We start from the raw sequence: 26,056 nt of genomic DNA, 5'->3' as shown, positions 1-26,056 counted from the left end.
TTTTTTAACAGTGGATACAAAAACATTTACTGCTCCCCCCAAAAAAAACTGCAGTTTCATTTCAGTAATCCCGCTTCCCGGTATTAAAGCAACGTAATAGTACCACGGCAAATCACTAAAAGGTCCATCCGGGCCTTGAAGCGCCCTTTAGTTGCCAGTCAAAAAATTCCGCCTCTTTTTTCTGTATATCAAGTTTATTAGATCTTTTAACCAAATTATGTTCTTCTCCTCTGTAATTTAATAACCAGGCTTTTTTGCCAAATCTTCTGAGGGCCATAAAAAATTCAATCCCCTGATACCAGGGCACCGCCCCGTCGCCGTCATTGGACATAATCACTAAAGGGGTATGAATCCGGGGAATATTAAATAATGGAGAGTTTTCGATATATAGCCCTTTATTTTCCCAGGGAGTAGCCCCTATCCGGCTCTGTCCCTTCTCATATTGCATGGCACGACTAGCGCCTGTTTTCCAGCGAATACCTCCATAAGCACTGAACATATCGACAACAGGTGCCCCGGCCCAGGCCGCTTTAAACAGATCAGTGCGCGTTACCAGATAGGCGACCTGATAACCGCCCCAGCTCTGTCCCTGCATTCCTAACCTTGTGGTATCTATAAATGGATGCGTGCCGGCGACCGCCTTAACGCCACTTATTACATAATCATAGGCCGACTGTCCGGGATGACCGATGGTATACCAGATATCCGGCACAAATACGACATAGCCTCTGCTGACAAAAAAAGAAATATTTAATGCACTGCCCGTCGGCTTGGGTGGAATGTATTTATAGAGCGTCTCGTTTCTCCTCTCATAGAAATAAGTAATCATAGGATACTTTTTAGTGGTATCCAGATGGTCAGGCAGGTACAGAATCCCTTCGGTTTGTTTGCCCGTATAAGCTTTCCATTTAAAAAGCTGTGCATGCCCCCAGCAATATTTTTCCTGCTGCTGGTTAATCTGAGAAAGTCGCTGACTCATTGAACGGGTCTTCAGGTACACCTGTGGCGAAGTCTCATAATTTTCCAGCGTATACATGCTATTTTCAGCATTGTCCCGCGCATTTACTAAATGTGAGGCCATATGATCAGATAACTCATTGACCGCTTGTATTTGACCAGGTTTATATACAGAAAAACGGACGAACTGATTTTTTTTACTATCCTCCGCATAGCGGTCAAAAGATAGTTTTTGACGGCCATTAAAATAAAAGGGGCCTCTTTGCTGATAAGTCTCGGCCAGACGGGTCTGAAGTTTTTGTTCACGACCACTTTTACCGACCAAAGACGGTTTTAGGCTTTTAGGATCAATGCGGTAAATATCATATCTGTCATATACATACACGGCGTGACTGAGCGTATCCCATCCCAGGACTCCGTAGTTGGAAGGCGCCTCAGCGTGATCATCCTGTTCATCATACAAGGGATAGGAAAATCCGTCAATGGCGGTTAAACTATTTTTAAACGCATCATATAATTCATATTGCCTTTTATTGCGATCATAAATCAGCGCTTTATCTCCTTTATAAGACGGATAGATCCGGCCCTCAAAACCCTGTAATATTTTCGTTCTGGCCCCCGTATTCATATCCACAATAAAATAATCCTTGATGGTATAACCCAGCCATTGTTTGGCAATCCTTCTGGATGAATCCGTACCCAGATAAAAATAACGTCCGTCTCCTTTATAAGTACTGACAAGGTCTGCATATACGGAGTCTTCCAGCTGCCATAATTTATCCTGATTGATCAGATATACGGCTTTGTACCCTCTTTTATTAAACCGGTCCATATTCGCCTGATGTTCCGTAAATAATATATCGCTTTGCGTATTCCAGATATCTAGCGCAACCGCCGGTTCCAGACTATCCGGCTCAGGTTTCAAGGGAGCCGTCTCAAAGAACAGACGCTCACCGGAGCGGCTGAACTGCAGTCTAGCATAGGGGCTGACTCCCCAGTTCTTATATAAAACAGACTGATTATAAGAAACCACTTTGCGGACACCTCCCGCCTCCTGCCACAAATAAAGGTCATTGTGCTTACCCAGCGTATCCTGATGATCAACGCCGGTGGCGATAAAAGCCAATTTCATAAGGGAGCCTTTCCCGCTTTGATCCGTCATTGCCAGCGCCTTTACTTCCTTTGCCTTTTTAAGGACGGCCGTTAACCGGCCGCTTTTAATTTGCACCACTTCCAGGGACTGACTGTCCAGATCCCGTCCGGCGAGACTCGTTAGCGCCACATCATCACTTGTCGTATCCGACTGAAAGGACTTTACATGACGCAGTGTTGTGAGGCTATCTAATCCTTTTGCGGTTAAAGACCAGATGTTAAGCTGATAATCAGCCTTAGCCTTATCCTTTTTATGATCCTTTTCTGTATCAACCATAGGATACTTATCCATACGCTGCAGCTCCGCCGGCGGCGCTGCCGGGGAAGCCGTTTTTTTATTTGCAGCATTTACCGTTACGCTGTCTTTTACTTTTGGCTGCAGTTGAACCGTATCCGTTTCAGATAACCATGCAAGGACATTTTGCGTAAGACCGGCTATCTTATAATCACCTTTCAGCGCTGCAAATTTATATTGTCTTGCCGTAACCAGATCATAGATCAACAAAGAATCCAGGGACATATCCGCATCTTTCCGCCCACGGGCCTTACCTTCAGCCGGTTGTACTGCGGACTGCTTCACAGCTTTTGCTTTTGCCTCCTTATCCACAAAAGGCGCCGCAATTTTACAGATAAAGTATTTATTATCCTTTGTAAAAAGTCCGCTTTCACCCCGGTTTACTTTCACAATGGTATCTCCCGAGCTGGATTGCACATACAGCATTCCGTCTCCTTTTTGTACGTTAACTTCATAATAGACAAAGCGGCCATTAGAAGAAATATTCATTTTACCAATATCCTGCCAAAGGTCATATACGCTGTGATCAAGTGGTATTTTGGACTGTGCTTTTGCGCCGAAAAGGCAGATCAGAATCAGTATTAAAGATGGGATCAGTCGTTTCATTCACTTTTTTTTCTGTTCAACAATACATTACAATAAAAGAGAAAGCGCACAATGAAACGAATTCCATCGTACGCCTTGCACTTTTCCTAGTTAGCTATTATAATGCGTCATTATAATAGGTTTCTTTTGTAGGGATTACCCAAGTCCAGTTATTATTATCTTCAGGTGCAATGGTAAGCGCCAGCGAGGCGACCCAACTTCCACCCTCATCATAGGTATGCCTTACAATTTTATCACCCCAGCGTTTATAATCAAACCAGTCAAATCCTTCACCCCATAGTTCAATCTTGCGATACAGTTTGATTTCATTTAAGAGATCCGTACCTGTTTTAGTACAGGTATAGGCAGTATCTCTACCAGACCCCTGATTGAGTTCTACCAGTAAGTTCTGGATATCAGCCGCAGATTTATTCAGGTGATAATCCGCTTCAGCCTGAATCAGATACATTTCTGAAGACCTGAAATTATTCAGGTTACCGACTCCCGGCTGATCTTCTGCCTTTACTTTAAACTGCATATAAGCATACACTTTGGAAGTTGAATAAAGATCAGGATACAAGGCAAATGCATGACTGGTTAAATCCGTTCCGGCAAGACCCGTAGAATGCGTATAGGAATAGCCCGTTGGATCCAAAAACAGGCCTTTTCTGATATCAGTAGCCGGAATTTCATCAAATAACTCTTTGCTGATACATTTGGGATAGCTCCTTACCGCACTGGCTGAGGAGTTATAGGCCATATAGGCAAAATAAGAATAATAATAAAGCGTCTCATCAGAAGCGCCGTAGCAACTCCAGATCCATTCACTTGTGGGCTCATAAAATCCTGCCTTATAGTCAGCCGTACTCATTAAAGGATAACCGCTTCTAGCCTTTTCAGCATAAGTACTGGCATTCGCCCAGTCTTCTTTATCAAGTGCAGCTCTTGCATAAACCGCATAAGCCACATTAATATCCGGTTCATAGTTATTGGCCCTGGTTTCACCGGAGCTGGTATACAGACTGATGGCCTGATCTAAATCGGCATAGATCTGCGTGTAGACTTCTGCCAGGGTAGACATCGCTAAATCCCCGATGGACTCATCCAGTCTTAAAACAACTCCATCCGATGCGCCATTATTGGAATCACTCCATCTGTTGCTATAGATCTGCACCAGCATCATATAGCAATAAGCCCGGTAAGTTAAAGCCTCAGCCTTTAAAAACGCCTTCTGTTCATCTGAACCAGAAGCGGCATCCACTCCCAGAATAATAGCATTCGCATTGGAGATGATTTTGTAATAATAATACCAGGGATAATAATCGTATATCGTTGTATTATTGGTATTATAAGTGCCATTGATAATGGAAGCCCAGCCAGGCAGATTCACGGTAAAATCTCCGCCTGGATAGTTCCCGTAATACATTTTAATGGTTCCTTCCCCATTAAAACCCTGGGAGCTCAGGTATTGAATGGTCATCAGTTTTGCCAGACCGTTCACCGCTAATTTCACATTATCCGTCGTCTCAAATACAGTAACCGAGCTCACATCTGATGTAGGCGTCTGATCCAGATAGGATTTACTACAAGATCCCAGTAATCCCCCTATCAATAAAATTGCAGATATCTTTAATATATTTTTCATAATAATGATTCCTTTTAATAATTATAAAGAGATAGATACACCCACATTAAACACTCTGGCAGTCATCAGATAGTTCCCAGTGGTTCCGCTATATGAATACTGCGGATTCATCCCTTTTAAATGCGTGAAAGTAAATAGATTCTCTACGCCCAGACTTGCTTTTGCGCCCCGTATACCAACATGGTTCAACCACTGTTGCGGTAATTTGTAGCTTAAGGCAATATTTTTAATTACCCAATAAGAACCATTTTGCAAAAACCGGCTGGAAGTCGCGTTATTATAGGAGCTTAAGGTATAGTTAATGGAAGGCGTTCCATTGGGATCGATTCTGTTGGCAGAACTTTCAGTAACGCCATCCGGCACCCCGTCCCATGACTTCAGCACATCCGTGGATAATGAATGAGGGTTTGACGTTACCTGCATTAAATCCTGATAGTTGCCATCATAGGTTTTGCCGCCCAGGCTAAAGGTAACCAGGGTATACAAAGACAGGTTTTTCCAGCTCAGCGTAGAGTTTATACCGCCATAGATTTTAGGAATGGCGCTACCGCTCCAGTCTTGTTTTGCATAAGTCGTATTGGTGGTATAATATTTATCCCCAATCTGAACCAGATAATCAGTAGGTACATCTGCACCATTGACACCAAAATCTGTTTCATTGACCAGATATAAAGAGTTACCTGTAAACTGATCTACACCCACAAACTGGTACAGCCAAAAATCATAAACACCATGACCTTCCATATATTTTTTCGTACCATTGATCAATCCATTCTCCCGGTTTTCTTCAGGTAAGGTCTTGATTACATTTTTATAAGTTGTTGCGTTTACACCCAGGTTCCAGGTCCAGTTGGTAGACCGCACAATATCAGCATTCAGGGTAACTTCCCAACCACGATTGACAACATTCCCGATATTTTGCGTCTGTATATTTTCAGCAGTACTGGTAGATGTTGAACCGCCAGATAACGGATAATTTACGTCAAAAAATAAGTCTTCATTTTGCTTATTAAAATACTCTACTGTAAAATTCAGTCTTTTAAAGATTCTACCTTCCAAAGCTGTGCTAAAGGAGTTCTCAGATTCCCAGACCAAGTCAGGATTCGCATACTGCTTTTTGTAAAAGGCAGCCAGATTTGCATTCTGATCTTGCTCATAAAGCGACAGGAAACTATAATAGCCTGCACCAGCATCGTTACCCACCTGTCCGTAGGATGCGCGCAGTCTCAGGTCATTTACAAAACTGATATTTTTCATGAAATTCTCTCTGGTAATCAACCAGGCAGCACCCAATGAATAGAATTCACCCTGTCTTTTCTTTTCGGAAAATCTGGAAGATCCATCACGCCTATAAGAACCATCTGCAAAATACTTATCCTTATAACTATACCTGACCGTTCCGAGATAACTTTCGGTGGTCGCATTATTGGAATACCCGTCCAGACTGGTGATATTAGTGAAGTTAATCAGCTCATCATCCCCCGCGAAAGTTTGAGTGGTTTTATAACCATACTGATAGGTATAATTATATTTATAATTTTCATGTGCTACAAGCGCAGTTATATCATGATCTTTAATATGCTTTTGCCAGTTTAACTGCTGACGGAATGTATAGGTTTTATAGTTATACTCTGTTCTGGAAGTGCGGCCGTTGTTACCCGCGCCATCGCCGATAATCGCATTATTATAGGTACGCTCCTGAGAATTTCTATAATTCACATCCGCTGTAGTGGACGCTGTAAAGTCTCTTAAAAATTTGATTGCTGTATAAAACTGTCCACTTAAAGTGGTTCTGGTGGTATAATCATTATCCAGTTGCAGTTCCCATACGGCATTTCTACCAGAATTCTGTGGACGTGTATAAGTAGTAGCGCCATCATCGTATTGTTTATTGCCAAATTCATCCAAAATATAATCCCCCGTAGCAGCATCATGCAGATGCACTGGATAAATCGGTGCCATATTACGGGCAAAATAGATAGGATTGGCGTAAGCCGTAGAAGAGCTTTGTGAGACATAATTAGACTCTTGTCTGGAACCCGACATATTAAAACCCATATCAATCCAGGTTGTCGGCTTGACAGACCCTTTAATTAAGCCGTTAAAGCGTTCAAAACCACTTCTTTTTACAAATCCATCTTCTTTCAGATAGCCTGCAGAAAAGAACAAACTACTTTTATCAGTGGCAGCACTTCCGGATACATTATAGTTTCTGCGGTAACCATTACGCAGCACAGGATCATACCAATTCAGATCCCCTTGATAACCAGATAATACTGCTGCTCCGTCTACTAATTTTCCATTCGCATCAAATAACTGATCGGCATCTTTATTATAGATATTATATCCCAGAATATCAGAAATCAAGGTACTGGATGCCTCCGCTCCTGCTAAATCAGCGGTTGGATATTTGCTGGGACTGGAAGTCATCAAAGAGTTGCGATATCCTTTCCACATCACCTCCATATAATCGTCCGTTCCCAGTTTGTCGTATTCCGCAATACCTCTATTATAGACCCCCTGGTTTGTGGAAGCCTCTAAACTGGTAGTACCTTTTTTGCCAGACTTTGTTGTAATGACGATAACCCCATTAGAGGCTCTGGAACCATAGAGTGCTGCTGAAGTTGCATCTTTTAATACAGAGATACTTTCTACATCCGCAGGATTAATATCCGCGATACTTCCTTGAAACACAACACCATCCAATACATATAATGGATCATTTTCTCCGTTTACTGAAGCAAAACCACGTATTCTGATAGTAGGGGAAGAACCGGGTTGCCCATAAGCGTTATTCACCTGAATACCAGGATCAACCCCCTCCAATGCACCGGTAACGGTTGTCAGCGGACGTTTTTCAATCTGATCAGATGTTATACTGGAAACGGAACCCGTAATAGACTGACGTTTTGCCTTACCATACGCAATGACCATTACCTGATCCAGTAATTTATCTTCAGGTTCCATGGTGACAGCCAGCGTATTTTTACCTTCAACCTGCACTATTGTGCCTCTGTATCCTACATAAGAAAAGGCCAATTGTTTAATCGGGCCGTTTTTCTTATCAACTTGTATTAAAAATCTACCATCAAGATCTGTTAGAGTGGCAACATCCGTTCCTAGGGCTCTGACCTCCACATTTTGTAAAGGATGTCCCGCAGAATCCAAAACACGGCCCTTTACCTGGTCCTCCTGACCGGGCGCCTGCTTTCTTTTGATAACAATGGTTTTGTTGACAATTTCATATTCAACGGGCTGGCCTTTAAAAATAAGGTCCAGCACATGATTAATCGAATCATTTTTCACATCCAGGCTTACACTGTGCGTACCTTGTAAAAGCTTTGAGCTATAAAAGAAGGTATAACCAGATTGATTCTGGATTGCCTTTAAGACTCCTTCCAAAGGGACCTTATCTACTTTCAGCGTGATCTGCGCTGAAGCAAAAGCAGTTAAAAACACCGTAAATAAACAAAGCAATAAGACTTTCCTTTTCATAAGCAGTCTGCTGTTTTTTAGATTAAACAATAATTTGTACATGCGCTTTGGGTTAATTAAAAAAATTTGGATATATATAATAGAGGGGCAGAAGGAAAAAAATTCCCTTCATTTTAGACAATTATTATATAATTTTTAAATTAAAATATGTTAACAATTGAAAACATTGTCTTTAAAGCCAAAAAATGCTTAAAGAAAATGTACAGTAATATCTGTTATTGTTAAAACCTAATGGGAGGACCTGGCAAATTTACCCGCAGAGAGAACGACAACGTCGCCCTGCATGGTACAATTGAGATTACTTAACTCCAGAATCTTAAGGACGTCCTGCAATTGGCTGTCTCTGCGAATGCTACCGGTAAAAGAAAGATCATTGAAATAACCTTCCAGCTTAAAGCTTACATTATACCATTTGCTTACTTCCTGCGTAACCTGATCAATACTGGCGTGATCAAAATAAAACAGATTATTTTTAATACAGGTCGCAAAAGCGGTATCTACAGTCAGAAGCGTCGTTTTCTTACTGACCGGATCCACCTGAATCTGTTCTCCCATATCATCTAAAGGAAAATTTTGCCGGGTTATTGAATCATATACGACCACACTTCCTTTGGCAAGGGTTACCGTTGTTTTCTGCTCCGGATAGGCTCTTACCTTAAATTCTGTTCCTATATCTCTGATATTCAATCCTTCAGTCAGCACATGAAAAGGAAGACTATCCATATGCCGGACGATAAAATAACCCTCTCCCCATAAAGAAACCGTCCGGTCTGTTTTACCATAGTCCAGCGGAATATGCATTTTTGAACCCGGGTTTAACCACACTTCGGTACCGTCTTCCAGATTAAAATGGTATTTGCAGCCATTGGGGATTTCTATGCTGATAAAATCATACTTAGCCGTATTACCGGAAAGATTTTTTTCAATTCTATGATGTAGCGGGATCTCAGGATCCATAAGTGCGCTTACCGTTCCGTCCTGAGTCGTCAATATGGCTTTTTCTATGGCGGGCATATGAGTCTTTGCAGTCCTGGGCTGTTCAACCTTCTGCCCCTTATATACATATACCCCTCCTATAGCCATAATAATGACGGCAGCTGCGGCGGCAGCCCACTTTAGGAATTTAATCATGGCAGGCTTTGGTGCAGGCTTGGATTCAGCACCTTCCAGATTCAATTCCGAGTGCATACGACGTTGCATACGCATGCGGATCTGTTCTTTTTCCTCAAAGGATTTTCCGCCCAGATAATTGGGATCCGATTCAAATGACTGATAGTACCATTCAACAAAGTCCTGCTGCTTTTCAGTAGCAGTCCCCTGTCGGTACTTTTTCAGCAATTGCTGCAAACGGCTTCTTTTCCCCAATTTTCTCATCATAAAATTACGTGCCGGATACGGCCCGAATGACCTTCCTTAAAATAAGAGTCCAAAAATGCTCCAAATTCCCTTTTATTTTTAAAAAATATCTTTAATTGCCTCAAAAAGCAGGATCAGATGTATTGCTCCACTATTTTTGAGGTTTTTTAAAATTACGCCTAATTGATTTTGAATCGTCTTTCTGGAAAGCTTCAGATACAAAGAAATTTCCTTGGTATCATACCCCTTTAAATGGAGCAGGAATAACTGCTTTTTCTTTTCAGGCAGGGTATCAGCATATTGATAAGCCACTTCCAGGAGTTCCTTCTGAATAATATGCCCATAGCCCGCATCCCCCAGCACTTCTTCCAATTGTTCAAATTTCTCATAAAACGCATCTACCTGTTTATTCTCAGACAGAATATGTATACACTCATGCATCATGGCCGTCGTCAGATATGCCCTGAAATTGATAATATCCAACGAAGCCCGTTTCAGCCAGATACGGCCAAAGACGTTCTGAAGGGCATCTTCTACAATATACTGTATACCAATACGCTTATAGGCATGATTATATAGATGCTCCCAATGTTCGTTATAAATGCATTCAAAAGCCCACTGCTGATCCTGTTTCAGCAGCTGCATGAGTTCTATATCAGAATATGTTGACCTACTCTTTTCCATGTTCGGCTAAAATTAGCCTGAATTTTAACATTACCAATTTCTTAATCGATAAAGACAGGGAATTAAACTATTAACAGGTAATTTTTACCTCCCTGGGATTCCTCACCAAAGTCTTCATCTTTATTACTACTTTTCTCCGGGATCTTTAGGTTTTTCCTTTACAGCCACCAGATCGGAAAGTTCCACCTGCATCGGCAGCACCCCTATTTTCACCACCGCTCTTTTCCCCCGGATTTCAATCACCTCACCCACCTGATGATTCCTTTTTGATTTCACCTGCATGCCCACTTCAATGGGCGCATCCAGTTCGTCATAGGTGGATTTTAATTTTCTGGCCATTTTCCCTGTCACTACTTTTTCGTTTTTAGGGAATAAAATGGCCGCAAACTCTTTAATAACTGCATCTTTTTGTTCAGCCTTACGCCAGCTGATCATGAGCTGGCGCAGTTTTCGTTCCGTATCTTTTAAATACTGCAGTTTCTCCTCGGAGAGTTTATTCTGATGCTTCAATAATTCTACCTGTTGACGGTGCGTCTCCTTATCAAGGACCCGCTCCATTTCTGCTTTCAGCTTATCGTTTTCCCGGATAAGTTTATGCAATTTCCTTTTTTCCTTATCCAGTTCCTGTAGTCCCTGCTCGGTAGAGTTTAATAACTGATCCAGTTTAAACTGATTTTCATCTACCAGGGTCCTGGCCCTTGCAATCAGCGCCTGAGGTAAACCGATACGCTCGGCTATGGAAAAAGTATAAGAACTGCCAGGTTTACCTACCAGTAACTGATATAGTGGCTGTAACCTGCTTTCGTCAAAGGCCATGGCTCCGTTAAAAATCCCGGCGGTTTTGCCCGCCATCACCTTAAGATTCAGATAATGGGTGGTAACAATACCCATGGCATGTTTTTTGGCCAGTTGTTCCAAAATAACCTCAGCGAAAGCCCCGCCCAGATTGGGATCTGATCCGCCCCCCAGCTCATCAATAAAAAACAAGGTCCTTCCGTTGGCATTTTCAATAAAATGCTTCATGTGGAGCAGATGAGAAGAATAGGTGCTTAACTCAAATTCAATGGATTGGGTATCTCCCATATGAATAAAAAGCTGTTTAAAAATCCCCATCTGAGAATCAGGATGAACCGGCACTAATAAACCTGCCTGTAACATAATTTGTAAAAGACCTACCGTCTTCATCGTTACAGTTTTCCCGCCGGCGTTGGGGCCGCTTATAATCAGAATCCTGTTTTTATCATCAAAGGTCAGATCTACAGGAATGGTTTTTTTCTGACTCTTTTTATTATATAATAATAACAATGGATGGTAACCATGAATTAAGCGCATCTGGGTCTTATCCGTCACTACCGGCAGGCTGGCCTGCATATCAATGGCCAGCAGGGCTTTGGCACGGATAAAATCATACAAACCGATGATGCGGTAATAAGTCTCCAGCAAGGGAGCATATACGGATAAGGAGGCCGTAAGAGATCTGAGAATTTTCTGAATTTCTTTTAATTCCTCATTTTCAAGCTCATATACCTGATTATTCAGTTCCGTTGTCTCTTCGGGCTCCATAAATGTCGTCCGGCGACTATCGCTCTCCCCATGAAAGACCCCTTTAATCTGCCGTTTATATTCTGAGAGTATGGCAATGACACGCCGGCCATTACTAAAACTTTCACTAATATCAGCTGTATAACCCGCTTTATTGAGTCTGGCCACCACCTTTTCAAACGTCCTTCTGAGTTCCTGGCGCTTTTTATATAAGCTATGTCTGATTCTGGCAAGATCCACGGAAGCGCTGTCCTTTACCTGTCCGGTTTCATCGATGACTTCATCAATCATGGCAGCTACTGCCTTTTCATAATAAGTATCTTTTACCACCAGCGTCATGTTGGGAAAGGCTTCCCGTCGCTGATTATTTAACCATCTGAAAATATTCTCCGTAGCCAGTAAAAGCCTTCTTACCTGTATCCATTGTTCCCCTGTAAGCATGCTTCCGGAAATCCCCAGTAACCTGATCTCCTTTTTTAAATCACCCGCCTGATCACTGGGAAAATACAGCGCCTGTTCAATTATCAGTTTATATTCATGCACTTGACGCAGTTCCATCAGGAGATGATCCAATTTGGTATGCAGCCGCATATGTGCCACCCTGTTTTTAGCAAAACTGGTCACACAATGCTCCTCCAATAAGGTTTTCACCTTATCGAATTCCAATTGAATAAATGCATTATCTGGATATACTTTCATGCGAAATATCTAAGAGAGAACTAGATTAAAATTGCTTGGCCCAATCGCCATCCATACTAAAAGCGGATAGTAAAATCCTGTTTTACTTTGTTTTCCTTTCTAAAATATACGATACCAATAAAAAATAAATCGATGGAAAGCGTTACCGCAGGAGATTTTTTAATCTCCTCCCAAGCCTCCTCCATCTGCTCACTCCAATGGATATCATCAAAAACCAAAACGGACTCCTCCTGTAACAAGGGTAACAGCTGTTCAAAATAACGTACAGTCGGCTCCTTGCGGTGGTTCCCGTCGATAAACACAAAATCCAGCTGTTTGCCTTCTTTGCTAAGCGATTGTAATAACTCAGGGAGTCGTACATCAAAATTACCTTCAATCAGTTCGATATTATGGAGTTGCAACTCACTAAAATTATGTCGGGCTACTTCAGCGATCGCTGGAGCCCCTTCCATCGTAAAAACGCGGGCATTTTTATTCCCGTTAGCCAGATAGGCGGTCGTCACACCAAAACAGGTCCCCAATTCCAGGATGGTTGCCGGCTTATATTCCTGAACCATTCTGAAAAGTAACCGGCTGTATTTTTTAGGCTTGAGGGAAGATTTTGCAATATCGCCAATACGCCTGGTATTGCTGGCAATTACCCTGGAACCGGCTCCAAAATCCTGGACTTCTACGGAACGTTCGTCTGTTGCCAGAAGCCTTCTTAAAGCAGCCAGCGGCTGGTAACAGGGATAGGACCGTTTATCTCCCAGCACCTCCCGTACAAAACGGTACACAAAGGGAGAATGAATGCCATGTCCCTTACCATTTAAGGCAATTTTTCTGTATTGCAGGTATTTACGAACTAAAGCGTATTTTGAAAACATGGCGCAAATATACGAGCGCGGGGGCAATTTAGCCGCATATTGTATTATTTCCTGTTGGCATTACTTGTGTCCTTCCGGCAGAGGACCGGCTATTTAAAACAGCAAGGCCTGATAAGATAATGATTTAAAAATCAAATGCTTATCAGACCTTTTATATATTTGAACGACCATTTAGCAGCCGTCTGTTACTTTTTTGGCAGCTAGTTACTACGGGGCCTTCTTTCCATATCCGGAACCTCGGTTTTACATGCCGCCCATGTCACCGCCTTGACCGCCCATATTTCCTCCGCCATTATCGCTGCCCTGATCCGGCTGCGCCTTGCGCTTAAACAGGGATTTGTCGATCTGACCAAAACGCCAGCTTAGGGTTAAGCGAACAATTCTCGGCGTACGGAATCTGCTGGAATATTCCTCCGTGATCGCCGTTTTGGAATAAGAATCTCTTTTTTCCGTTCCGAAAATATCATTAATGGAAGCGGTCAATGACAAAGAGTTGCCTTCTCCCCATTTCCAGTCTTTTTTAATGGCTGCGTCAAAGCCGTAATAAGGAGAAATATAACCCTGAGCTGTACCCAGATTGCTGCCTCCGAAACCACCGCGACGATTATCTGTTCCGTTCGGTAACACCGTCTTGGCATGATAGTCACCGGACCATTGGAAAGAAAAGCCTTTAGGCAGTTTAAAAGTGTTATTGAGTTTGGCAAACCAGCTCCACTGCTGGTTACGGATATTGGAACCATCCAGGTCTCTGGTATTGATAATTGAATTAAAAATATTTATGTTCCCTGTCAGATCCCAGATCTTAAGTAGGGTCATTTTGTCCGTCAACTCCAGCCCGTAGGTATAACTGGTATTGGCATTGATGTAGCTGTTGACAATAGTTGAATCATTGGAAGGATCCACTTTACTATCAATATACTGGTATCTTGTAATCATATCCATGGTCTGGCGCATGTAGCCTGAGACCAGGAAGTTACTATTTGCGCCATAGCGGATATTATAGTTTAATTCAAACAAGTTGGTAAACTCAGGTTTCAGACTTGAATTACCTACCCGGATATTATAAGGATCCGAATAATCATAAACCGGTATCAACTGCCAAAAATTCGGGCGGTTGGTTTTGCGGGAATAACTGGCCTGCAGGTCCTGTTTATCCGTTATCGTATAAGTCAAAAAGGCACTGGGAAAAAGATTTAACGGATAGTTCACGGCGAACGGAGTATAGGTTTTACCATCAATGGAATAATTCTTCCCGCTGTACTCATAACGCTCTGCTCTTAGTCCCAGCTGATAGGTAAACTTCTCAGAGAGCCTGGAAGACCAGATGCCATAGGCCGCATAGGTTTTTTCATCATAAGAATACAGGCTGGATACCCTGGTATTGAGTTTCATTCCATCCAATCCACCGGTGGAATCCTCATATTGGTAATTGGAATTATCGCTGTTCTGACTGTCAAAACGCAGACCTGCCTCTATTTTATTGTCTTCACTGATGGGATTAACGTAATCCGCCTGAACGGTATAGCGCTTACGTTTACCATCACCATAAGTGGTTCGTAAAATATTGGGGATTCTGGGATCCGTAAACTGAGGGTCGTTATAAATACCCGTATTCAAATCGGAATTATTGCCATTATCAGAATTGCTGTAACGTGCATCAAAGGTCAGATTATGATCCCCATCCTCATTAAACAAATGCTTATAAGATAATTCTCCGTTTAAATCTTTAAAATGAAATCCTGAGCTTGAGGCTAGTCTGCTATAAGAATAAGCGTCACCTCCTGCCAGGGAGTCAACAAAGGTGGGCTGATCCTGGTCAAAGGTTCCTCTGACGTAACGGCCCTCCAGGGTAATGGTATTACGGCCATTCATCAGATAGTCAATACCCGCATTATAAAATCCAAAGGATCCTGTATTATGCGAAGTTCCGGTCTGAACAATTGAGGTATCATTGTTTAAGAAGTTACGTCGGGTAGAGTTCTCAGATTTCGAATCCCGGCCCCTGTGCATGCCACGGGCAAAGAAATTGAATTTACCCTGTCTGAAGGCAAAATCACCACCAAAGTTGGTCGCACCTCTGGTATCAACACCTGCAGTCAGGCCACCATTATAACCGCTTTTACGGTCTTTTTTAAGAACAATATTAATGATACTGCCTCCGTTGCTGGAAGCGTCAAACTTGGCAGACGGGTTGGTTATCAGCTCCACCTTATCAATGATATCAGAAGGAATCTGATCCAGGGTCAGGGTAGTTGGTTTGCCATCGATAAACAGCTGCGGTGAGCCACCTCTTAGGCTTACGTTCCCATCCATATCAACGTCCACAGAAGGAATTTGAGCCATAACTTCAGCAGCTGTCTGACCAGTGCTCACCAGGCTTTGTGCCACACTGAAAATTTTCCGGTCTACACCCATTTTAAAGAACTGATCGGAAGTGGCGTTAACTGTCACGTCTTTCAGATTTGAAGTTGAGCTGACCAGTTTAAGGGTACCCATATCCTGGACTGAACCATCTGTGGTAAGACTAAAGACCTTCTGGTAGGTCTCGTGGCCGACAACGGCCACCACTAACTTTAATTTTGAAGGAGTTGGAAGATTAGCTAATTCAAAGGTTCCGTCGGTTTTGGAAATCATGGAACCCACTAATAGCTGTCGCACCTTATGGCTGGTAGTATCCAACACATCCTGATAAATCTGAATGGAGGCACTTGCTATAGGATCTCCGGATTCCTGTTCGGTCACCAGACCTTTAATCGTCCCGTTTTTTTGCGTGGACACTATAATTTCAGGGCCGGCGGCTGCCTGCTGACTAAATACTGATGAACATGCTAATGTGGATGCGAATAATAATGCGGCGGTAATAAATTTCATAAAATTGTTAAACTAATCAGAATTTTCAGCGTCTTAAAAATAGAAATAAACCCTGCAGGGTCTTATTTCAGAAGATATCACAACAATAAAGATGTAATTATAAATTGCACTTTATCTATAAGCCATTTGGAATAATGCAAAATTGTGATTTAAAATGCATTAACGTTGTTATTGAATTACAAATAGCCTCCCTCCTGTAGACCATTTTATGGGCTGATAGTTAATGCCGGTCCATCTTAAAATCGGTGAATACGTGAAAAGTTTAGGTGAACTACAAAATAATCCAACTAATTAACAATCCATATGCTAAACCAAAGACGAAAGCCCCTAATTTAATTTTAAAAAACAGTTTGGAAAGGTTGGATTTCATGGCAGTCACATAGTTTAAAACGCTGGCAGATTGCAATTTTTCTGTTAAAAGCGGATACAATCGGTCATCTTCCATAAGGCCATCCATATACTGACCGATTAACTCCGGAAACAGGACTTTAATTTCGGTGACAAAAACCTCCTTGATTTGTCCGATGGTCTTATCTCCTATCAACATGGCAATCATCGGCATGGACTTTGGCAATTTTTCCCGAAGAAAAAAATCAATATGTGATTCTATATGGGGCATCAGTTTATCCATTTTTTCGGGGGCGGTCACCTGAACTTTCAGGTCCTCCTTATGGCTTAACAGCAGCTGGTATATGATATCCGAGAGTTTCTGACTTAATTTTTTAAAGTTGGCAGGAACCATTCCCTGAATTTTAATGCCCGGCAAACGGACGGGCTTCTCAGGTTTAAATAACAGATAAAGCATCAAAGAGACACATAACCAACAACCAATAGCATGCAAAAAAGCAGATAACAGAAAAGCCCACATAATATTATAAAAATTAATAATCAATAAATATTTAAATACCCAAAGCTGAATTCTGGCCCATTGAATTTTAAATAAGCCACTAATTTCCGGACAGGATAGCGGTTTTAAATACTATATAAAGGTAATTCAAATGCTGCTTTCAGGGCATAAAAAAACCATAATCGCCTAGATAACAATTACGGTTTTCACTATTTTTATTTAGGGAGAACAATGGGTCTCGAACCCACGACCTTCGGAACCACAATCCGACGCTCTAACCAACTGAGCTATGCTCTCCGTTTCGGGTTGCAAAGATATACAATTCAATATCTCTTCCAAATAATTCCTGAAAAAATATTGCGCATTTATTGCAAAAAAAGGCTTTGAATATTAAAAAACTGCCAAATATGTTCGACGGCGACAATTTTTTAAGCTTCTAAGCCAAATATTAATTCTAATTGTTTATGTTTACCATCGATTATTTTGAACAAAATGATATTAAAAATATACAATTTTATGATGAGTAAAAAAGCGCTACCTGTATTTGCTTTGGTTTTAATGGGCGGTATCCTGGGCGCTCTTTCCTGCAGAGGCAGCAATGAAAACGATACCCTTACCCGCCAACAACAATTGCTGGTAGGCCTGGGGATGATTATTGAACAAAGGCACTATTCTCCAAAACAGATCGATGATCAGTTCTCACAAAAAATCTTTGATGAATTCCTTTCTTCTTTAGATGGAGAAAAGAATATTTTCCTGCAAACAGATATTGCTAAGCTGGCTGTCTATAAGGATCAGATTGATGACGAAATCCATGGTCGCGCTGCCATGAAATTTTATCCTACTGCAATTGAAATTTTTCAGCAGCGTATCGCTGCCCTGAAACCTTTATACCACGATATCCTTTCAAAACCTTTCGATTTTGAAAAGAATCAGACTTTTCAACCCATTAGTGACAGTCTGGATTATCCGGCAGATGAAGCTGCAGACAAGCAGGCATGGTTTGACCGTTTAAAATACCGTACACTGGTCGCTTACAACGATTTACTCAGTCAAAAAGCAAAAGCTAAACCAACAGATTCTCTGTCTAAGAAATCTGATGCCACACTGGAAAAAGAAGCCAGGGAGACTGTAAAATCCTATTATGACAGGTATTTTGACAAACGTTTCAACCCGGCGACTTTTAATGCCACTCAACAGTTTAGTCTTTTTGTCAACACGATTACACATGAGATGGATCCACACTCCGATTATATGCCACCACTGGATCAAAGAGAATTCAATGAGGAGATGAGTAACCGCTTTTATGGTATAGGTGCGCAGCTCCTGGAAAAAAATGGCGCAATCAGCATCGAATCTGTCATTGCCGGAGGCGCTGCGTGGAAAAGCAAAAAGATTAATGTAGGTGATATCATCCTTAAAGTGGCTACTGGCGACGCACCTCTGGTAGATTTAAGTGGCTATGAAGTTACCGAGGCCGTTAAACTGATTCGTGGAGCTAAAGGATCCACCGTAAAACTGCAGATTAAAAAGGCCTCCGATGGCACCATTGAGACGATCAGTCTGGTGCGCGAAGAGGTCAAGCTAGATCAGGCAGCTGCTAAAAGTTTAATAATCAACCAGAATGATAATAAGATCGGCTATTTAAGTCTGCCGCAATTCTATGCGGATTTTCAGGATGACAAAGGAGCCCGCTCAGCAGTTGATGTGGCCAAAGAACTTAAAAAATTAAAAGAATCTGGCATTAAAGGCCTGATCATTGACCTGCGTACCAATCCGGGAGGCTCCCTGGCGGACGTCAATAAAATGATTGGATATTTTGTAAAATCCGGTCCGGCCGTTCAGGTTAAAAACCGTAGTGACCAGAGTCAGCAATTAATGGACAATAATGATTCTGACGGAGTTCTTTATGACGGACCGATGATCGTTATGGTCAATGAGTTCAGTGCATCAGCCTCAGAAATTTTTGCAGCCGCCATGCAGGATTACCACCGTGCCATTATTGTAGGGTCCACTTCCACTTATGGAAAAGGTACTGTGCAGACGCAGTTACCCCTGGGTAAACCCAATGCCAATGGGATGCCTGAATTTGGAGGATTAAAACTCACAGTGGAAAAATTCTACCGTATTAATGGCGGATCCACCCAATTAAAAGGTGTTTCCTCTGATATTGTATTACCGGATTTATTAGAATCTGTAAAGGCCCGGGAAAAAGATAACCCTACTGCCCTTCCCTGGGATAAGATTAATCCGGCTACTTATACCATCTGGCAACCAGCTTACAATCAGGATTCAGTTATTGCAAGAGCGAAACTGCGCATTACACAGAACCCTGTATTCAACGCCATCACCCAGACAAACACCTGGATGGATGCCAACGAGAACAGACCCGTTAGTTTAAACCTGAAACAATACAAAGCAGATCAGGAAAAGATCCGCAAAATGTTTGATAAGGATGACAAAGGGGTTCAGTTAAAAGATCCATTATCCATCAGTATCATGCCGGTGGATACCAAACAATACCTGGAAAATCAGGATAAAACCAAGGTTGATTTCTATAAAAAATGGAAAACTGATGTTTCCAAAGATGTCTATATTAAAGAAACCACCCAGATTATGGATGATATGATCAGTCAGCAAAAATATTTTGCTTCTACAGCAACTGGTCAGGCTACCCAATAAAAAACATTAAATATTACTAATATTTATATATTTAAGTTAATTAATTTTAGGGCAGTCAATCAAGACTGCCCTTTTTTATTGCTTCCTGAAAGGCAGGCCGGCTCAAAGAACCCATTGAGGGCGCAAATATTTGCACAATTGGAATTTTCCCGTTAGGTTTGTGGTAATACAAAATTGTAATTTGATGAAGTCTATTAATTGGAAACAGGCCTTTCCCCACCTTTTCGCCATTTTAGTGTTTTTAATCATAGCCGTTATTTATTGTCATCCGGCCCTTAGTGGTGAAGTCTTACAGCAAGGTGATATTCTTCACTGGAAAGGTATGGCACAGGATGCCTTCAATTATAAAGACCTTCATGGTCATTTCCCTCTTTGGAATACACACGCCTTCAGCGGGATGCCAAACTATCAGATCGCGATGAATGACTCTGGTATTTTACCCAATTTTACGGCTATCCTTACTTTATGGCTTCCCAAACCCATCTCCTTTTTCTTCTTAGCCTGTATTTGCTTTTATATCTTAACCCAGACGCTTCGTCTAAAACCAGTCATTGGTGTCCTGGTTAGTCTGGCCTTTGCCTACGCGACCTATACACCGGTTATTATTATAGCGGGTCATGAGACCAAAATGTTCGCAATGGCTTATATGCCTGCCTTAATTGCAGGTCTTATCCTGCTCTATGAAGGACGTTATGCTATTGGAATGATTGTTACTACCTTATTTGCCACCATGGAAATCGGGGCCAATCACCCGCAGGTTACCTATTACCTATTGATCTGTATAGCAATCATGACGATTTCTTACCTGATCTCCTGGATAAAGGCTGCCAAGTGGAAGCGTCTGGTAACGGCACTTGGGCTCGCGATTGTAGCAGCCGCCATAGGACTGGGCAATCAGGCCATGGCCATATTCCCAACCTATCAATACTCAAAATATACGATTCGCGGCGGAAGTGCCATAGATCTCAGTTCAGGTACGCCTAAGGCCGCAGCTCAGAAAACAGGGCTTGATGAAAGTTATGCTTTCCAGTATTCTCTTGGGAAAGCTGAAACTTTTGAACTCGCCATGCCTAATGCCTTCGGAGGCTATACAGGCAATATGTTTGATGAAGGTTCCGACATCTACAATCAGGCCATGCAACTCGGAAGCCAGCTAAACGGAAAATTACCTCCTCAGCAACTCAATAGCGTATTACAGTCCGTTGTCTCTAAGTACTGGGGCGGAGTGGTTCCCTTTACATCCGGTCCTATTTATGCAGGTACTTTAATTGTGCTTCTGGCCATTTTGGGATGGGTGGTTTGTCCTTCCAAACATAAATGGTGGATACTTATTGCCACCCTGATTACGACCTTTATGGCATGGGGTAGTTATCTGGAAGGATTTAATCAGTTCCTGTTTGATCATCTGCCGCTCTATAATAAATTTAGAGCACCTTCCATGGCTATGATAATCCCGCAACTACTGCTGCCATTGATGGCAGGTGTTGCTCTACAGAAGCTCTTCTTTAATAAAGAGGAAGTATCCTTTATCAAGAAAAACAACAAGCAGATTTTATATGCGCTGGGAGGCTTTATTGTTTTATTGCTGCTGATTTATGTCGGCAATGATTATAAATTAAATAATCCTACCATCGTTGATTTTCTTAGACAGCCCCAGGTGGGAGGTGCAGGAATCCTCACCGCACTAGAATCTGCCAGAAAATCCATGTTTTTGGCTGGAATCGGCAGAGTTGTTTTATTTAGCATCATTTTACTGGCAGCCATTTATGCTTACACTAAACAATTATTAAAACCAGGCGTCATCATCGGGATATTACTTATTATCACCATGGTAGATCTGCTAAAAATCGACAGCATTTACCTCAATAAGGATCATTACATGGAGCCGGAAACACTGGAAGCCTCTGCCTTTGCAGAATCTTCTGCTGATCAGGCTATCTTACAGGATAAAGATCCGCATTACAGGGTGCTGAACCTGGCAGCAGGTGATCCCTTTACAGATGCATCTACTTCTTACTACCACCGGTCATTAGGAGGCTACCATGCAGCCAAACTATTGATCTACCAGAATATGGTGGCAGCCCATATGAGCGGGCAGCTCAGTCAGCCTATATTAAATATGCTGGATACCAGATATGTAATCGTGCCCGGACAACAACAAGGGCAACTGGCTGTTCAAAAAAACCCGGGCGCTTTGGGAGCCGCCTGGTTCGTACAGCATGTCACAGCTGTTCCTACCGACGTGGAAGCACTTAAATCCATTAGCAATTTTAATCCAACGGATACAGCCTATATCCTGCAATCAGATTTAAAGAAGGCGGGTGCCGTTCCTCAATACGACAGTACGGCTACCATTCAGCTGGTTAGCTATGACAATGATGCGATTCAGTATAAAACAACCGCAAAAGCGCCCCAGTTTGCAGTACTTAGCGAGATCTATTACCCTGCAGGATGGAACGCCTATATAGATGGAAAGAAAACAGACTATGTACAGACAGACTACGTTCTAAGAGGCATAGCGGTACCTGCGGGACAGCATGAACTGAGTTTTAAATTTGAGCCTTCCGTGATCCAGCAATCAAAAACTGCGGGATTTGTATCCGGGATTTTATTTTGGATTTCTATACTGGCCTCGGTGTTTTTTATCTGGCGCAGGAGTCAAAAACAAAGTGGCGATGCTAAAGCATAAAACAGGAAAATATAATCCAATTGTAGTTTAAATTTTGAACGCCATCTCTTCTATAAAGAAACAGGGTAATGGAAAGAAAATTCTGACGATTGCCCCCTATACGTTCCTGCCTGCAAATTCCGGAGGGCAAAGAGCCATTTATTATCTGGATCAGCATCTTGGAATGCATTCGGATTTACTTTGTATTTCCACAAATGAAAATGACACCAGCTATATGCAGGAGCCTTTACATTTCAGGCTGCTTCCGACATTGGGGTCTGGCATCCGTAGGTATATCAATCCCTTGAACCTATGGAAAGTAAAAAAACTGATCCGCTCAAATGATATCCAAACCATTGTCATCGAACATCCATATATGGGTTGGTTGGGCTGGCTGTTAAAAATAACGATGGGGATTCCGCTGGTCGTTCGTTCCCACAATATAGAGGCACTTCGTTTTAAGGAGCTCGGAAAATGGTGGTGGCGCATACTGGCAGACTACGAAAGATGGGTTCATAAAAAGGCCAGCCATTCCTTTTTTATCACTCAGGAAGATGCCGATTATGCAGTCAAAACTTATGGCATCAATCCAGCTGATACATCTGTCATCACTTATGGAATTGAGAGCCTGATGGCGCCAACGCCTGAGCAAAAATTAAAAGCTGCTACCAGCTTTAAGGAAAAATATCAGATAGACCAGCGAAAGACGCTATTGCTTTTCAATGGCATTTTTGGCTATGCACCTAATGATTCTGCCTTGCAATTGCTGATAGAAGAAATTATTCCCGAGCTCCTGGCCACTGACCCGTCATTTCATCTGATCCTTTGTGGAAAGAACATTGCTGAAAAATTCATAGGTCTCAAAAATGAGTCTATCACAGTTCTTGGTTTTGTAGAGGATATCCAGGAAGTCTTTCTGGCAGCTGAAATCTTTTTAAATCCAATCTGGCAAGGCGGCGGTATTAAAACTAAACTGGTTGAAGCCCTGGCTAAGGGTTCGGCCGCGGTCTCTTTTGAAAGCGGAGCTATCGGGATTGACCCCGAGTTGTTGGAGGGTAAACTAAAACTGGTTCCAAATCTGAATACCCAACTTTTTATTGAGGCCGTGCAAGAGGTTAAATCCGCTGTTTATAAACCAACCCCCAAAGCTTTTTTAGACTATTTCGACTGGGATCAGATCGCCCGCAAAGCCTTATATTCCATCCGTGGTCTATAAAGCATACTTGCTTATAACAATTTATAAAAATGCGGTTTGCCTTGGATAATTCTTGGAACATATGTCCATAACACAAAAACATTTTTCACAAACCCTCCCACAGCTCCAAAGTTTTTAAATGGCATTTTTAAGCCAATCAGGTTTTCTATTATCAAGCCGATTATAAAAACAGGAATTCCAAGGGTATAAATAATTGTGTCAAACAAAAACCAGCCAACGCCAAATTGCTTGCGTATTCTAAGAAAATTTGAAATGATCAGCTGCCTGCCTTTCTTATCATATAAATTGTAATAGCCTTTTCCCTCTGACTGGTAAGCCTCGTTCGCAGTTTCACCTTGCAGATGTAAAATATGAAAATCACCGTAGATCAACATTTTTCCCTGTTTCTTTAACCGATGACACCATTCAGCTTCCTCAGCATACAAGAAAAAGTCCTCATCCAGTAATCCCGATTTTGATAAAATGGAACTTCTCACCATAAGGAAAGCTCCATTAATCCAATCCACCTCCTGAACATCTTTAGCTTCTCCAATATTAGGCTTTTTTACCTTTATAAGATTGCCAAGATTTTTCAAAAAGTTACCGATATACGGTAAGGGTAATAAATAATTAAGTCCGCCTTTCATGGCAAAATTGCCGGCAATCTGAAAAGACTGGTCCTCGTTTAATAACTGTACACCACAAGCCGCGGCACCGGAATCCATAAATAATGGATATACCTTATCTAAGGTATTTTCCAAAATAATTGTATCGGGATTCAGCAGCAATATTGCATCCCCCTTCGCCTCCCTGATACCTTTATTATTGGCTCGTGCAAATCCGCCATTATATCCCATTTCCAGCCATTGCACTTCTGGATAAAACGACAAAATTTTACTTCTGCCTGTGGTATCTGAACTATTATCGACAATTATAACTTCATACGCTATAGCTCTAGTCTGATCTTTTATGGATTTCAGACAATCCAGGATCAGATCCGCACTATTGAAGTTAACAATGATAATAGATAACATAAATACATTAATTAAAAAAATACAGAAAAATTATCTTTTCAGCCCCTTATTGGACCCAAAGGATAAAAACATAAAAAGCTTGGACATAACACCGATCTTTAAGCATACTTTTGGCGTCTTTTCCATAAAGTCCAAAAGATTTTTAATTACTAGTGGCCACTCTTCTGGTACAACTTGTCGCAACTCTTCATAAGACGTAACTTTTAAATTACGCATCATTCTCCACCAACTGTCATAAATGATCCAGTTTCTTAGCGGACCGGTTCCATATTTTTGAAGCAATATATAAGCCTCAGGGAGTTCAACTGAAGGTATATTCTTTGTCTGATTGGTCACCTGATTTTCATTCATACCAACGCCGATAAGCAAATCCTCTAATAATTCCATTTTTGAATTTTCACTTAAAACGGCCTTATAATAATCAATATCCACTCTCCATCTAAGTCTAGTATCATATCGTGCACCAACAGAGGCGCGCACCATACAAACACTTGGCGGACCCACTTTATTGTCTGCCAGCAAAAGCAAGGGCTCCTGGGCGATAGCACTTAGGCGGTATTTGGGAAATACCATGGGAACTTTCTTGACTATTTCATCCTGTTGATTGAGGAAGGTATTTTCGTAATTGCTGAAAATAAAATCTGCCTCCGTATTAATCTTTTCAGCAAACTTGGCTAATGTCTGTTCATTCAGGAACCAATCATCATCATGCATTATTTTAATCCATTCTCCTCTTGCAAATGAAATAGCATTATTCCAGTTCTCGGGCATTCCTTTTGATGGCTGATTTCTTACATAATAAATGAATGGTAGCTGGCCCTGATAATTTTCCACCAATTGTTCTACCTCCCCATCTGGGCTATCATCTGAAATGATCACTTCAAAATTTCGATAGGTTTGCAGACAAATACTATCGAGTAACCTTTTTAAAAAGTTTACATTTTTATATGCAGGAATACAAATCGAAATTACAGGTAACATTTTGCAAAAATACTGTTTTAAAAGGGTTCTATGACAATTTGTATGGGGAAGTCGAAAATTACGGTGTTTCAATTATATGAGCCGTTTTAGGACGGCCTCCTCAATCTTGCTTTTTTGACTTCAGTAAATTATTTCTATTATTATTGATTTCAAACCGATTGGCATTCATCGAAGGATTGCTTAAGGATAACAGTTTATTTGAATCCATATTCATAAAAGAGTATTGTCATTTTAAGAAATATCTACAAAAAGCGTAATAGCTTTTTAAAGTTTTCTAAATAAGCTCATAATATAAAGAAATTCAATTACTTAACTTTTTATTAACATTATTTAAATTTAGATTAGATGGGTATACTAAATAATTAATGGTCGTATTGTAAATTTCCGTAATAAAATAGGGCATTTATTCTGAACCTTTCGAAGTTAGCAAACCCTCTTGCTTTTGCAACAATTGCTTGGATTCTACCGTTTGTATTTTCATGTAATCCACTTGATGTTCTAG

General features: G+C 41.4%; 15 protein-coding genes and 1 tRNA gene. 3 read left to right on the top strand and 13 right to left on the bottom strand.

All coding sequences use genetic code 11. The features are described from left to right. Window positions 1–115 precede the first annotated feature (115 nt). The 10 genes from BLU80_RS16605 to BLU80_RS16560 form a co-directional block, all read right to left on the bottom strand. Window positions 116–3,010 carry an alpha/beta hydrolase family protein gene (locus BLU80_RS16605; RefSeq protein ID WP_091400733.1) on the bottom strand — a complete coding sequence of 965 codons (2,895 nt, stop codon included), beginning with the start codon at window positions 3,008–3,010 and terminating at the stop codon, window positions 116–118. 97 nt (window positions 3,011–3,107) lie between these two features. After that, window positions 3,108–4,634, bottom strand: coding sequence for a RagB/SusD family nutrient uptake outer membrane protein (locus BLU80_RS16600; RefSeq protein ID WP_091400732.1), 1,527 nt, complete (start codon window positions 4,632–4,634; stop codon window positions 3,108–3,110). 21 nt (window positions 4,635–4,655) lie between these two features. Then, the gene (locus BLU80_RS16595; protein ID WP_170831270.1) at window positions 4,656–8,129 is read right to left on the bottom strand and encodes a SusC/RagA family TonB-linked outer membrane protein; all 3,474 of its coding nucleotides are present in this window, start codon (window positions 8,127–8,129) and stop codon (window positions 4,656–4,658) included. Window positions 8,130–8,357: 228 nt separating this feature from the next. After that, window positions 8,358–9,506 (bottom strand): FecR family protein, encoded by a 1,149-nt coding sequence (locus BLU80_RS16590; protein WP_091400728.1) that lies wholly within the window; start codon window positions 9,504–9,506, stop codon window positions 8,358–8,360. 78 nt (window positions 9,507–9,584) lie between these two features. After that, window positions 9,585–10,169 (bottom strand): RNA polymerase sigma factor, encoded by a 585-nt coding sequence (locus BLU80_RS16585; protein ID WP_091400727.1) that lies wholly within the window; start codon window positions 10,167–10,169, stop codon window positions 9,585–9,587. A gap of 126 nt (window positions 10,170–10,295) precedes the next feature. Beyond that, on the bottom strand, window positions 10,296–12,410 hold the full coding sequence (locus BLU80_RS16580; protein WP_091400725.1) for an endonuclease MutS2: 2,115 nt from the start codon (window positions 12,408–12,410) through the stop codon (window positions 10,296–10,298). Window positions 12,411–12,466: 56 nt separating this feature from the next. Continuing rightward, complete coding sequence (locus BLU80_RS16575; RefSeq protein WP_091400723.1) at window positions 12,467–13,276, bottom strand: O-methyltransferase; 810 nt, start codon at window positions 13,274–13,276, stop codon at window positions 12,467–12,469. Window positions 13,277–13,519: 243 nt separating this feature from the next. Further along, window positions 13,520–16,147 (bottom strand): TonB-dependent receptor, encoded by a 2,628-nt coding sequence (locus BLU80_RS16570; RefSeq protein ID WP_091400721.1) that lies wholly within the window; start codon window positions 16,145–16,147, stop codon window positions 13,520–13,522. Between the two features lie 271 nt (window positions 16,148–16,418). Beyond that, on the bottom strand, window positions 16,419–17,015 hold the full coding sequence (locus BLU80_RS16565) for a DUF445 domain-containing protein (RefSeq protein WP_091400720.1): 597 nt from the start codon (window positions 17,013–17,015) through the stop codon (window positions 16,419–16,421). A gap of 202 nt (window positions 17,016–17,217) precedes the next feature. Beyond that, window positions 17,218–17,291, bottom strand: a tRNA-His gene (locus tag BLU80_RS16560). Between the two features lie 219 nt (window positions 17,292–17,510). On the opposite strand from BLU80_RS16560, the gene BLU80_RS16555 reads away from it, so the two are divergent. The 3 genes from BLU80_RS16555 to BLU80_RS16545 all read left to right on the top strand — a co-directional run bounded on the left by BLU80_RS16555 (window position 17,511) and on the right by BLU80_RS16545 (window position 23,560). Next, complete coding sequence (locus tag BLU80_RS16555; protein WP_170831269.1) at window positions 17,511–19,676, top strand: carboxy terminal-processing peptidase; 2,166 nt, start codon at window positions 17,511–17,513, stop codon at window positions 19,674–19,676. 184 nt (window positions 19,677–19,860) lie between these two features. After that, window positions 19,861–22,365, top strand: a complete 2,505-nt coding sequence (locus BLU80_RS16550) for a glycosyltransferase family protein (protein ID WP_091400716.1) — start codon at window positions 19,861–19,863, stop codon at window positions 22,363–22,365. A 34-nt stretch (window positions 22,366–22,399) separates the two neighbouring features. Then, window positions 22,400–23,560 (top strand): glycosyltransferase family 4 protein, encoded by a 1,161-nt coding sequence (locus BLU80_RS16545; protein ID WP_091400715.1) that lies wholly within the window; start codon window positions 22,400–22,402, stop codon window positions 23,558–23,560. Window positions 23,561–23,571: 11 nt separating this feature from the next. On the opposite strand, the gene BLU80_RS16540 is transcribed toward BLU80_RS16545, so the two are convergent. The 3 genes from BLU80_RS16540 to BLU80_RS20175 form a co-directional block, all read right to left on the bottom strand. Further along, complete coding sequence (locus tag BLU80_RS16540) at window positions 23,572–24,573, bottom strand: glycosyltransferase family 2 protein (RefSeq protein WP_091400713.1); 1,002 nt, start codon at window positions 24,571–24,573, stop codon at window positions 23,572–23,574. A gap of 30 nt (window positions 24,574–24,603) precedes the next feature. Beyond that, the gene (locus BLU80_RS16535; RefSeq protein ID WP_091400712.1) at window positions 24,604–25,554 is read right to left on the bottom strand and encodes a glycosyltransferase family 2 protein; all 951 of its coding nucleotides are present in this window, start codon (window positions 25,552–25,554) and stop codon (window positions 24,604–24,606) included. A 362-nt stretch (window positions 25,555–25,916) separates the two neighbouring features. Beyond that, window positions 25,917–26,056: transposase (locus BLU80_RS20175; RefSeq protein ID WP_139188184.1), on the bottom strand; the 140-nt coding region annotated here is incomplete at its 5' end.

Origin of the sequence: Arachidicoccus rhizosphaerae (assembly GCF_900107765.1) — a bacterium.
In the GTDB taxonomy this organism is placed as follows: Bacteria; Bacteroidota; Bacteroidia; order Chitinophagales; family Chitinophagaceae; genus Arachidicoccus; species Arachidicoccus rhizosphaerae.
This window is presented reverse-complemented; position numbering and strand designations above follow the sequence as displayed.